Annotated in this window: 5 protein-coding genes; all 5 read right to left on the reverse strand. The window is 25.8% G+C overall.

Annotated features, from left to right (window positions below; translation table 4 throughout):
* Position 1: 1 nt before the first annotated feature.
* The 5 genes from AC0B4S_RS04390 to AC0B4S_RS04410 all read right to left on the reverse strand — a co-directional run bounded on the left by AC0B4S_RS04390 (position 2) and on the right by AC0B4S_RS04410 (position 14,083).
* Positions 2 to 7,987: an FtsX-like permease family protein gene (locus AC0B4S_RS04390; protein ID WP_465101876.1), complete on the reverse strand. Its 7,986-nt coding sequence runs from the start codon at positions 7,985 to 7,987 to the stop codon at positions 2 to 4.
* A gap of 266 nt (positions 7,988 to 8,253) precedes the next feature.
* Positions 8,254 to 10,272 carry an ATP-dependent zinc metalloprotease FtsH gene (gene ftsH / locus AC0B4S_RS04395; RefSeq protein ID WP_465101877.1) on the reverse strand — a complete coding sequence of 673 codons (2,019 nt, stop codon included), beginning with the start codon at positions 10,270 to 10,272 and terminating at the stop codon, positions 8,254 to 8,256.
* Positions 10,273 to 10,325: 53 nt separating this feature from the next.
* The gene (gene tilS, locus AC0B4S_RS04400; RefSeq protein ID WP_465101878.1) at positions 10,326 to 11,225 is read right to left on the reverse strand and encodes a tRNA lysidine(34) synthetase TilS; all 900 of its coding nucleotides are present in this window, start codon (positions 11,223 to 11,225) and stop codon (positions 10,326 to 10,328) included.
* Positions 11,194 to 11,763 carry an aminoacyl-tRNA hydrolase gene (pth, locus tag AC0B4S_RS04405; protein WP_465101879.1) on the reverse strand — a complete coding sequence of 190 codons (570 nt, stop codon included), beginning with the start codon at positions 11,761 to 11,763 and terminating at the stop codon, positions 11,194 to 11,196. The genes tilS and pth overlap by 32 nt, the downstream gene beginning before the upstream one ends.
* A gap of 1 nt (position 11,764) precedes the next feature.
* The gene (locus AC0B4S_RS04410) at positions 11,765 to 14,083 is read right to left on the reverse strand and encodes an AAA family ATPase (protein WP_465101880.1); all 2,319 of its coding nucleotides are present in this window, start codon (positions 14,081 to 14,083) and stop codon (positions 11,765 to 11,767) included.
* Positions 14,084 to 14,255 lie beyond the last annotated feature (172 nt).

Here is a 14,255-nt window from a genome sequence, read left to right on the forward strand (position 1 = left end):
TTTACTTCTCCTTTAATAGATCTATAGCTTTAATTTTGTTTAAATTAATTCATGCTGCAGCTGAAGTTAACCCAAATACCCCAGAAACAACTGTAATTGTTAGAAGCAGATTGAATCAAGATATAGTTAACGGGATTGATAAGGATACACTAGTTGCTAAAAAGATTCCAAAGATTGAAATAATACCATAAGCAATTGGAAACGCCAAAATTAATGAAATAATTATAAATGGTACATATATACCAAAAAACATTTTAATTTTTTCTTTATTAGAATACCCTAAGATACTTCAAATTGCTATATTTCGTTCATTTTCATTAATTAAAATTGTTGAAACAATAATTAAGATAATGATTGATAATATAAAACTAAATGCTGAAATAATCGTTAGAATAATCTGAACTGTTTTTCCGATTGATAAAGCAAAACTAATCGCAATTGTTTTAGATTCAACAGTGTATGAGCTTGGTATTGCTAATTGTTCATTGAATAATTTAGCAAATTCTTTAATATGTAAATCTGGTGCTTCTTTTGCTTCATTATAAACAGTTATAAAGTTATCTCTTTCTGGGTTGTAATTAGGATTTAAAAATTTAACTATTTCATCATTACTTGCCCCAAGTTGTTTCATAACTCCTTCAACAGGTAAGTTAGGATTAACGGTAAAGTTTCCAAATATAGCATCAAAGAAATCTTTTTTCTCTCTAAGACCAGTATTATCAATATTAAAACTTTCAATAGCACCGAAAAAGCCAGAAGGTGAGTATAGTCCAGTTGATAACATTAATTGAATTGGTAGTTGATCTTTAGATAAGATACCATTAAACTTGTAATGATGTTCATTAAGCCCTTCAGGCAGTGAATCCTCTGTTTTAGATAATTTATCTTTATATAAAGCATCAAAACCTATAATTTGATCAGCAGCAGCTTTTGGAATTATAAATTCATTGTTAATAAAAGTTGGATTAATTCCATAAACATAAAACTTATAAGTTTTATTTAGATCATTCTCGGTATCTAAGTATGAAGTTCTTCCCAATTTTTCTTCAATATTTTTAGTTAGTCGATTAACCTTATTTTTAATAGTTAATTCTAATATATCACCCTTACTTAAATTATATTTACTTTTAACTACATTATTAATAATTAAAGGTATTGCTTTTGTGCTATCTGATCCTTCGGCTTTATATTGATTATCAATTGCGCTAAGCAAATTTTCTCCACTTTCAGAATATATGTTTATTTGATTTGAATTACTTTGGTAACCATAAATCTTTATATCATTTTCTTTATAGTTTGATTCTAAATATGTGTATGTTTCATTTGTTGTGTTATTGAAGACTATTCCGTTAAATAACACAAAGTAATCTCTGACTTCAGTATTTATATCCATTCATTTATATCCATTAACTAGAAATTGACGGTATTGATCTCTATATGCAGTAGTTGTAATAATTTTATGTTCTCATTGTTTTTCAACATCGTTATAAACAACATAATAAAACTTCCCATCAATAATATTGTCTTTATTTGGTATATATTGGAAGAATGCCCTTACTCCATTTTCTAAGGTTTTATTAATATCAATAGTATTTGTAGTTACTTGTTTGCCGTTTTTATCGGTTTCCATTACAAATGCAACACCTTCTTGGTGTTTCATTAAATTAAATCCAACATTATCTCTCAATTGTAAAATACGTGATTTTTGACTATCAGGTAAGGAATTATAAATAACTTGGAATGGATCAATTGAAACACTTGACTCAATTTTTATATTAACAGAAAATTGAGTGATTACATGAGGATGGAAATCACTAGGATTTCCATTTTTTGTTTTTCCAGTGTCTGGATCATTTAAATTTACCGCACTTGACATGCCAGGTTTAAAATAATCAGGTTGATATTGGTTTAGTTCTCTTATATCACCTACAGGCACATATAATGTATTTTCTAAATCCTTTGCTAAAGCAGGGTTATATAACCCTCCTTGGGTTGTAGGGGTAACTAAATCAAGTTTGTAATTATATTTTCGGTTACTATAAGTTTTCTCAACTGCTTTTTCAAAAGTACCAAATGTTGAAATACCAATTATTGTGGTAATACTAGATAAAACAACTGTAATACCAAATGAAAAGAGTTTTCAAAAACTATTATAAATTAAAGAAATACCAAATTTTGTTGTTACTTTCTTATTTCTAGTTTTATGCAATAGTTTATTGTAAAACTCACTAATACTTAAGCTTGTAATTCCTGACATTAAATCAATAGCTTTATATCTTAAAGAACGAAGTGCAACTAAAATGATTAATAAACTCATTCCAAAAAGTGGTAAAGCTAAACTTGTGATTAATGATACAGGTTCAAAGGTCAGTGTTTCAATTGGTATAACTAAATAATTGCTTAAAATTTGCAATCCATATCCTGTTAATAAAAATCCGGTAATATATCCAAGTAGCCCACCTGTAAATATTGTAAAAATTGCAAAAATACATAATGAAAGCGAGATTTGCAGTGGTGTATATCCTTGTGCAATTAAAATACCAATAACTTTATTTTTATTAGAAATATACCTTTTAATAATAAATGTGGTTGATATTGAAACTAGAGTAATTAATATAATTAAAATAAAGTTTGAAGTAGTCGAAACTGAGTTGATTAATTTTTCTATAGTTCCAATTCTTAAACTACGTTCTGGATTAATTGGATCTAGTTCATTATATAAGAAAGTTCTTTGTAAACTAGCAACATCATTTATTTGGTCTTGAACATATTTTTCAATTTCTAATTTTAATTCATTTAATGATGATGAATTAAAAGTTGGATTTTGTTTTAATGTTAAATATTCTTTAACAACCGTTCCACGGTATGATTGTCTAATACGATCAAACCCACTATTATTTACATATACGACAGCTTGATCCTTTGTGTTAACTTGTAGATTATTTTCATCTAAAACAGGATAAAAATAATCAAATGTGATATCTTCTCCAATAATAATGAATTTAGTTCCATTAATATTAATTAAATATCTTTCATCTAGAGTTTTTAATAAAGCTTCTGCTTCTATAGCATCGTCAGGAATTTTTCCGCTATAAATCTCTTTGTTATTTTGATTTAAAAAAGCATAATTAACTTTTGCAATGTACGATTCAGGCCTATTAAAAGTTAGTACATTGTTCACTGGTGTTAATCCAGTAATTGAATTAATGGACGCAAATAAAATATTACTTAAATCCATTCCAAAGAATGAATATTTTTCTGGATCCTCTGCAACTAAATCAGATAACTTAGTGAAAATATTATTATCAATTGCTATTTTTAAAGTATAGTCACTTTCTAAATATGGTGAAATACGTCCCGATGAATCAAATTTACTTAAAAACGATATAAAATTATCACGATTTTTAACTAAGTTTTCAAAGTTAACTAACTTATTATAAATAAACGATGCAATATTTGAATCAACAGTTGCATCTTCAGTTGAAGCAACTGAATTAGTAAATGTTCAAACTAGTAATTGCGGAAACATTCTTCTTAAAATATTGTTTAATAATACATCTGAGATACCTAAAGCATCTAATGAAAATCTTTTATAATCAGTAATTAATGTTTTAGTTAATGTTTTTAAGTTATTTTTAAATGCTGGGTTATTTAAAAATGTATTTATAAAAATACTAATATATGATGATAAAGGATTGGAATGTTCGAAAACTCCTCCAGTTTGTATCACAAAATCTTTATTAGTTGCTGCTATATATGAAAAGTTTTGGGTTATTAAATAACTGTTTTGTTCAATAAATTTTTCAAAATCAGGATAATCATTTACTAATTTTCGTAAATATGTATTCGCATATCCTGAATTTTCTTTTCTAAAGAAATATTCGTTCATGGCAGTAGTGTTTGCTAATGATCTGGTAACACCAAAACCAGTTTCTTGATATCCTGCAATATTTAATACACCTGATTGGAATAAATCAAATGAATTAAATGAATCAATTATTTCTTGTTTATTTCCAATTTCTAATAATGCATTTGCAAAAGATAAATTACGGGCATGATCTTTAGTATTATTGAAAATTTCTAACCATAGTCTAATTAAAGGCAATACATCTGTAAGATAGTTAAATTCACTATATTTAGCAGGTGTTAGCTGTGATAATATTCTAGTAATGATAATATTAAAGAAACTTGAACTACTTTTAGGTTGTAAATTGATAAACCATGATGTTAAATTTCCAAATGATTCACGCACTTTGCTATCACTTGGTTCATTAACTATTTCCATTGAATCAAGGATTATTTTTCATTCTTTTACTTTTTGTAATACTTGTTCTTTTTGATTATTTAAATCATTAAGGTTATTTAATTCAAAAAATTCTTTTAAAACATTTTTATGTACATTTTGTAAAAGTTCTTTTGTTAATAAATCTTTATTCTCAGTTATTTGATTTACAAGGCGTTTGACCAATTGCAAAGTGGTCAAACTAGCATTTAGTTGATTCTTTAAATTTGTATTTGAAGAAAGTCTTGAACTTGTTGTATCAATGGGTGCTAATAACCCAATTAAATCAAAGAAATCCAATTTATCAGGATCTTGGTCAGGTATTGATAAATATTGACCATCAGAAATTTTTATATTTGTTCCTTTTGATGATAAATTAAGCATCTTAATAATTTCATCCTTGACACGTCGATCTGATCCAGAGATACTGAACATACTTTTAATTATTGCATAAGTTATTTTTTTAGAATCTAAATTAGTTATCAAAATATTTTTCTTTGATTCAACATCAGTACCCAAAAGTTTATTAAATAAAACTTGTGTAACTGTTGTAGCCTCTAATTCTATTTCCTCTTTTAAAGTATTTAAAAAGATTTTATGATCAAAGTTATTTATTAAAAACTTAATTCCGTCAATTAGGTTTTGATATTTTTTATTGGTGTCATTTTCTTTAGCATTAATTTGTGGCAATAATTCTTTAACTCCAAATGGCAAAATACCTAAAATACCTTGTAATGGATTATTTGGATTATCTCAGTCTGTTAAATAATTTATATCCAGGTTATCAAGTAACCTAATAAAAGCATCTTTTAAAATTGGATATTCAATTCCATTTAAAACGGCTAAAAGAATATCATAAATACTTAAACCACGTTTATAAATTTGCCCATTTAATTCATGTTCTTTATTATAATCAGTATTAAAGAAATGATTTGTATATCCGAAAATCTTTTTAAAGTTTATTGCAGAAAATATATCTCTTAAAATAATTAAGAATTCATCTAAGTTCTTAGATGCTTTCATCATCGAACTTAAAGTGTCATAATTAACCATCTTATCACCAGATAATAAAGCAATAAATGAAAATAAGTTATCAATATTTTTTGCTAAATAATTGTTCTTTTCTTCTTGTGTATTAAAATTAGACAATAAACCTAATACTTTATTAAAAACATTGTTAATTATTATCTTTATATAATCACCTTGCGGATGGTTAGAAACTTCATATAATCCATCTAAAATAATCTTAGGTAAAACGCTATAGTTTATTGATCCTGAAGAAAAAATTTGTGCAAAGTTATTTTTATCAAATGATTTCTTTAATGAACTCATTAAAACCAATAACTGTTCTTCGTTGATAAACCCTTTTTTATATAAATCGGTATTAATTATGCTTTTTCATAGTTTATTAATACCATAATCTAAGGAATTTTCATTTAAAGCCTGGTTAACTACTTCAACATCAGGTCCTCTAAATTCAAAAGGAACAAATACTGTATGATTAAAATCAGGAACCTCCATAACAAAAGTATTTTTAGGTAAATATGATTTTAATGTTAATTTATTAGAACTAAGTCAATTATACATTTGCCCGTTTGGTACTATTCCGTTCCGATCAATATTTAATTCAACATTTTTTCATGAAACTATTTGGTTTTGTTCATTATAAAAAGGTTTTAAAATTACAAATTTGCTATCATTTGATAGCAACATAACACCAAGATCGGCAAAAACATTGTATTCGTTATCTAGTAATGTTTTATTATTTTTATAATTTGTTAACTTATAGATTTTTGTCCTTGGTATATCAGTTACCTGACCTGATTGTGAATCAGTAAATTGAACTCTATTATATTCATAATCTAATTTAATATATTCTTCTGAAGGTATAATATTTGATAATGCTTGGGTTAATATAGCACTAGAGACATATGGGTTAAGTTCTTTAGCCACAAAGTAATTGGTTAAATCACTTGATTCTTTATTTAAAGTTGGGTATAAATCTTCATTAATCAATTTATTAATATTGTTTTGTATTCCGTAAATTGTTTTATTTTGATCACCTACATTAACAAAATGATAAACTTTTTTACCCTCTCCATCATTAAATGAATCAACAGTTATAGATTGCCTAATACCAATATTTTCATTTGATACTTTTCTTTCTAAATATCTGTAAATATTTTGTTTTGTGATTTCAAGCGCACCAGACCTGATTTTAAGCAAAGTATCACTAGCTATATTACGGTTAGTTAAATTTAAATAATTTTTATTATCTATCAAGGTATATCCTTCTATTTGTGCTATACCTTGATATCCATCATATGCAAATTTAGTATAATCAATGCCTCTTGGTTGAATTTGATTTTCACCTAATTTTAACAAAGTATTTTGAACTTCTTCATAAGATAGTAAATTTTTCTCTTCGTTTTTAGTTTCTATTTCTCCGAGAATAGAAAGGTTATTTTGATTTATATACGGAATATATTCGTTAACTATGGTTTTTTCTCAAAATGAGAATTTTGCATAGTCTTGGGGTATATCTCCAAATTGCGTAATCAAATTATCCATGAAGCTTTTATATGTTCCGCTTCATTTGTTTTTGGTTTCCCCAACATAAGTTGTTTCATATAACTTACGTTCAAAATAAGTTATTTTATTTCTTTGGTAAGCCCAGTTAAGTGGAATATTATATAACTTATCATTTTCAAAAGTTATTTTCCCATTATATTCAACTTCGATATCTTTATTATTAAATAAATTGTCATATGCAAAGCTTCTTAATAATTCTTTTGAATATAAATCAGTAAAATCATCACCATCAGTGTAATTAATTAAGACTGGTTTAATTTCTTTATTAATTACATAAACATAATTGTTATTATTATTTAATGGAGTTAATCCTAATAATTTAGCTAATTGATCGCCTGAGATTTTAACAACACCTTTGTTAGCTTCCCAATCTCTACCTTGTAATATGTCAAAAGTCATTAAGTTGTTTTCAGGATTTATATATAAAGTACTTAATTGTGAAACATAAATATCATTCTTTTCACTATTATAAATATATGCAATATCCTTAAATTTATATACTTTATCAAATCTAAAACGATTTTCTTTAGCAACAGATGTTTTAGCTATTTCTTGTTTATAACTACTACCTTCTTTTACGTATGTTTGAAAAGTAATTGGTCTTTTTAACTTAAAATATTTTTGATTTTGCGAATAATCAAGTGCAAATAATTCACCTTGTTGATTATCACCATTTGAACTATTATATAAATCAAGAAAATCTGAACGACTAATATATCTGTTTTGATATTCCTGTTGGTCAATAAAATAACTTAAGGGCAAGTATTGCTCAGTTATTTTATTGAAGTTTAAAATATTACTTGTTTCTAAGTAATTTTTAGTTAAATATTTAATTGGTTTATTGTAATCAGGAGAATCGTCTTCCCTGCTTAAACCATTAATAAAATATCCATTATTATAAGTATTACCATTAATAGGTAAATTTAAATCTACTGTTATATCATGGGCTTTAGATTGATTTTGATATTTTTCATATTGGATCTGCATAGTTTTTGTACTACCATGTAGAAATGTGAAAATTCCAGATGTAAGGAATATTAAAATAGTCAGTCCTCCAACTATTATTTTATTTTTAAATAATGATCTTCATACTTCTTTAAATAAATTTCACATATCTTGCCTCCTTTATAAATTGAATATAAAAATTTTATTTATATTATATAAAATAATTAAAATAAAATAATATTTATAATTTTTGATAATGAAATGATTTTTAGTTTTTAATAACTAAATAAAACATCTTGCAAAGTTGTGGGTTCACTTGCGTAATTAATAGTTATTGAGTACTCTTTATACCGCTAAAAATAGTAATAAAGAAAAACAAAAAAAACTAACACAAATGTTAGTTTTTTTGTTTATAAAAGATTTTATCAAGTATTTTATTGTTCTTGTGTGTTAGGTTCTTCAACCGATTCTGCTTGAATTTCTTCTTTTGGTTTGTCTTCAGTTAGAGAAATTAAAGAATCTAAATCAATTGGTTTATTTTCTTTTTTAACTTCTTCTTGTTTAGGTGGAAGTTTTAAGTTTTTAGCAATGTATTCGATTTCCTCAGAAATAATTGTTTCTTTTTCTAAAAGTAATGTCTTAATTAATTCAAGTAATTCTTTATTTTCGTTAATTACTTTAAGGGCAATTTCTTTAGCTTCTAAAATAATTTTACGAACTTCTAATTCAATTTCGTGACTAATTTGGTTAGAAATTGATGAACTAGTGGCTAAAGTTTTACCTAAAAATGGAGACCCAGATTCTTCTTGATATTTAATAGGACCTAAATCACTCATACCAAATTCAGTAACCATTCTGCGTGCAATAGAGGTAGCTTTATTTATGTCGTCAGATGCTCCAGTAGAAACATTATCGGCACCATAAATAATTTCTTCAGCAGCTCTACCACCCATGAAACTAGCAATAGATGCTAACAATTCTTTCTTAGAATAGTTATACTTTTCTTCTTCAGGCATCATTAAGTTGTATCCACCAGCTTGACCACGAGGGATAATAGTAATTTTTTGAACCTTGTTTCCGCCTGGAATTCTAATTCCAACTACTGCATGACCTGCTTCATGATAAGCAACCATTGTTAATTCACGTTTTGTAATAGTTCTTGATTTTTTAGCTGGACCTGACATTACACGGTCAATCGCTTCATCAATAATTTCTAATGTTATAACATCAGATCTTTCACGAACTCCTAATAAAACAGATTCATTAATAACGTTTTCTAATTGAGCCCCTGAGAAACCAGGTGTTCTTTTTGCAACATTAGAGAATTGAACATCGCTTGAAAATCTTTTTCCTTTTGCATGTAATTTTAAGATTTCTTCTCTTTCTTTAACATCGGGTAATCCAACTGTAATAACACGGTCAAAACGACCTGGTCTTGTTAAAGCAGGGTCTAAGACATCAGTACGGTTAGTTGCAGCAACGAACAAAAGACCTGAATTTTCTTTAATACCATCCATTTCAACTAATAGTTGGTTTAAAGTTTGCTCTCTTTCATCGTGCCCGCCTCCAATACCGCTACCTCTTGTTCTACCAATTGCATCAAGCTCATCAATAAACACAATTGCTGGTGCATTCTTTCTAGCTTCAGAAATTACACTTCTAACTCTTCTTGCGCCCATACCAACAAACAACTCAACAAAGTTAGATGCTGATACAAAGTAAAATGGTACATTAGCTTCACCCGCAGTAGCTTTAGCTAATAAAGTTTTACCAGTTCCAGGAGGACCACCAAGCAAAATACCTCTTGGCATCCTTGCTCCTGCTTCTTCATATCTTTTTGGATTTTTAAGATAATCAACAATTTCTTTAATTTCTTCAATTGATTCCTTATTACCAGCAACATCTTTAAATTTCTTATCAGATTTAATGATTTGTGCCGGTGATTTTTCTCCAAACATTCCACCTTGTCCATTCATCATTTTGCTTTGTCCTCTGTAAACAAAGTAAATAACAAATAAAAATAATGCTGTAGGAATTAATGATATAAGTATTGATGTAAAAATACTTTGTTCTGGAGTTTTAACTGACCAAACTTGCCCAAGTTGTGTTGAATTATTTACATTATTAGTGAATAAAACTGCTTTTCTCATTACATCTTGGTAATTATTTATTAAAGTATAAACTTCATTTATTTTCCCATATGTAACAGCACTTTCAGTTTTATCACCATTAGTTAAAACAGTGTTAATTGTGTTTTTAAATGGATCATAGACAATTGATACAAAATAATTCTTGTCTTCAGTGTCGCTAGCAGCTGCTTCTAATCTAAGAATTAATTGACTTATACTTAATTCATTTCCAGTTGTTCTTCTAGTTAATACATAATAAAGAACAATACCTAAAACTAATAAAATTAATATAGTTATTCAGATTATTATTTTTTTATTTTTCATACCTTCCTTTCTGTAACAAATATATTAAGTATATTATAAAATAAATTTAAAAGTTATTGTTTTATTTTTAATAAATTCCCTTTTTGTTTTTTGAGATAAAAATTATCATTCAATTTATATGAATTTGTTCTTTTTTTACTTAAAATAAAACTAACAATGTTTTCTATTTTATCATTAGATAATTTTATATTTTCATAATTACTATTTATAAACTTATAAACCAAGTCTTTTTTGTTTTTTAAATGTAAAAATATATCTTGGGAGAATTTTTTATTTTCTCAACATTTATATTCGTTTAATATTTTTTTATTTTTAAAACTCAAAAATAAGTTTTTGATTAATATTTGTGATAAAAAACTTATTTTTTTTAACTTACTTTTTTTGTTATTTTCAATTCTTATTTTATTCCTGGTGTATTTTGGAACATCATTTGTATAATCTTTTTGAAATGGTATCTTATTTTTAATTACTTTTTTAAGAATAGTGTTTTTAAAATACTTAAAGAGCAAGGGCCTAAAGATATTCATACCTTTATAATGGTTAATCTTACGAATTCCATAATATTCAACATCACGGTTTGAAGAAAGTTGAAAAATTGCAGTTTCTAAAAAATCGTCAAGATTGTGGCCAGTTAATAAAATATTACAATTTTTTTCTTTATATATTTTTTCAAAAAATGCATATCTTTGGTCCCGTGCCCAAGTTTGAAAATTTCCTTTTTTATAATCGAGTTTATTTAACGATAAACCAAAAAAAGGAATATCATATTTTTGACAAAAAATATTAACAATATTATAATCAACATTGCTATCTGGACGTTGGTTATAATTAACACAAGCGACTAGTATGTTTTTATAATTTTTATATTTATTTAATAAAAACATACTATCAGGTCCTCCGCTTACAGCAATAAGAATTTTGTTATTTTTTAGGTTTAGTTTTGTTTTTAGCATTAAATTTATTCATTACAGTATAAATATCATTAAAACCAAATAATATAGCAGCATCTGCACTTTTTTCTAAAACCATATTTAATTCCTTTATTTCAGGCTCGGTAAATTTTCCTAAAACAAAATGTTTTAGTTCACCTTTAAAAGGTGAATTTATTCCAATTTTAAGGCGTTTGAAATCTTCTTTATTGAGATATTGAATGATATTTTTAACACCGTTATGACTTCCTCCACTTCCTCCAACTTTTATAGTTGCTTTACCAATTTCAATATCCTTTTCATCGTGAATTACCATAATATCATCAGAATTTATTTTGTAGAAATTTGCCAGGTCTCGAACAAATTCTCCTGATAAATTCATGTAAGTTAAAGGCCTTGCGATAATTAAATCCTCAACTTTTTTATATTCACCTTTAAATCTATTTATATCTAAGGTAATCCCTAATTTTTCACATATTCGATCAATTGCTAAAAATCCAGCATTATGTCTTGTGTATTTATATTCAATTCCGGGGTTTCCTAATCCAACTATTAATTTCATCTTACTCCTTTAACATCCAACTTAAGTTTGTAATAATATTTCTTGGCTTTAAAAATTCTTTTAAAAAAATTGTTGAATAAATTTTATTTGTGTGTGCAAAGATAACTAATTCTTTTATAGCCCTAGAAGTAGCCGTATAGACAAGTTTTTTATATAGCATTTTTTTGTGGGCTGGGTGCACAACAAAAATACAGCAATTAATTTCACTTCCTTGGAATTTGTGCGCCGTAACCGCATAAGCTAATTTAACTTCATTTTTAAATTCATCTTTAGAATAGATAATTATTTTTTCATCATATCTAACATGAATCTCTTCTTTGTTGTTTGCGGAATTTTTTATAAATTTTTCAATATATCCAATATCGCCATTTGAAATACCTTCATCATATCTATTGACTAATTGAATTACTTTATCATTTAATTTAAATTTATATTCTAATTCATTTATTTTATATTTATATATTACTTCTGAATCTCTATTATACACATTTTGAATTTGTTCATTAATTTTATCAATACCAAAAAAACCTTTATACATTGGACAAATGACAATCACATTATTTAAATCATATTTATTTACTTTTTCTACAAATAAGTCACCTAAATCATTTAGGTAATCGTTATATATATTTAATGAAACACTATTTTTAGTTAATTTAGTCCCTTGATAATTACAAAAATCTGTATATATAATTTCTTTTGTTTTTTGATTTAATTCAGTAATTTTTACACTCAAATTATTTTTTAAGTAATCTTTAAAACTAGTGTCAGAATTTAACTTTTCAAAATCGCCAAGAGAATTAATAAAGTTTGTATAATCAATGATTTCTTGGCTTTCAGCCCTAAAATTCTCTTCTAAATAAGTTACTGAAATTTTCTGCGAATCAATTAAATCATGTAGTATGTTACCTGGACCAATTGCAGGCAATTGATTAACATCTCCAAGTAAGATTAGTTTTTGCAAGTTTTGACATACTGATAAAAGTAAATAAAAAATATTTAAGTTAACCATACTAAATTCATCAATTATTAAACATTTTATATCATTGAAATCTTCAATACTTTTTGTAACTTTTTCATCATCAGTTGGAATACTTAAAAAACTATGTATTGTTTTTGTAACAAACCCATGTTTTTTCGATAAATTAGCACAAACTCTTCCGGTGGGTCCAAGTATCATAAAATCTTTTCCAAGTTTAAATTTAGATTTTTTTAAAGTATCATGCAAATGTTTAATAATATTGCTTTTCCCGGTACCTGGGGCACCCGTTATGATACTAATATTATTATTTAAAGATTCGTAATAAGCTTCTTTTTGTTTGTCGGATAAATAATTTAAATCTTTTTTTGGCAAAATTTTTAATTTGAGTGGTTTTACATCTTTTATTTTATTAATCCAGAAGGTCACCATATTCTCTTTATCATAAGTAGTTTTTCGGCAAATCAAATTATCAACAGATAAAATTATCCCTTTATTAATCATATCCTTTAAAAATTCTTCAATAACTATATGATCATATAAATTAGAAGTTTTTTGTAATAACTCAATAACTTCGCTTGAAAAAAGAAAGGTTGAATTATTTTCTTCTAAAAAGGCCATTGAGTAGTTTAAATATGCTTCCAATCTTTCGTATGAATTAGTCTGATATCCTAATGCTAAAGCAAAAGTATCTACATCATGTAAATTTAATTTATTAATTAAAAACAAATTATAAGGATTATTTACTTTGTAATGAGTTAATAAATCTTTAACATTAGAATTTAAATACTTAATTTTTTCATATAAATTTTGAATTTTATTTAATTCAAAAAAGAACAACTCTTCATCAACGACATTATTTACATCAATTAATTGATTTATTTTATCTTTATGTTCTTCATAAATATTTTTTATCATTTCTTTTTGTTTAGTTGACAAAAAACTAGCAAAATCTTCGTTGCTTAAATCACCGTTCTTTACTTTTGTATAAAAATCTATAAAACCAATATGAGTTTTAATTTTGTCTATTGCAACAAACCCCACTTTTGGAGTTTGTTTTAAGTATCTAAATAATTCTGTTTCGCGATCAACTGTTTTAGGTCTAGTATAAAAATTAACCAAAACATAATTATTATTTTGGCCTTTAGTCGATTTTGTAACAATAAAATCGTAACTTTCAAAAAGTTTTGGTATATTTTTTGAAGCATAAACGACTATTTTTTCTTTTTTATCTGTTTCACACATTAACAAGGCTCATAATTGGCCAGGACTACTTTTTAATACTTTAATAGGTGTAGCAACATAGTGTTCTTCATTGGTCTTTAGTTGGTAATTACTCATATATTTAATAAATTATAAAATAATTTTTAATAATTAGAAATTCACAAATATTTCACAGAGTTATCAACATTTTAATAACTTGTTAGTAAAGATGTGAATTAAAATTACTTATTAACAAGTTATTTTTAAATATTTTATTTATAAAATAAAAAATATTATAAAATTTAAAAAT

The sequence above is a fragment of the Mycoplasma sp. 6934 genome, assembly GCF_055523595.1.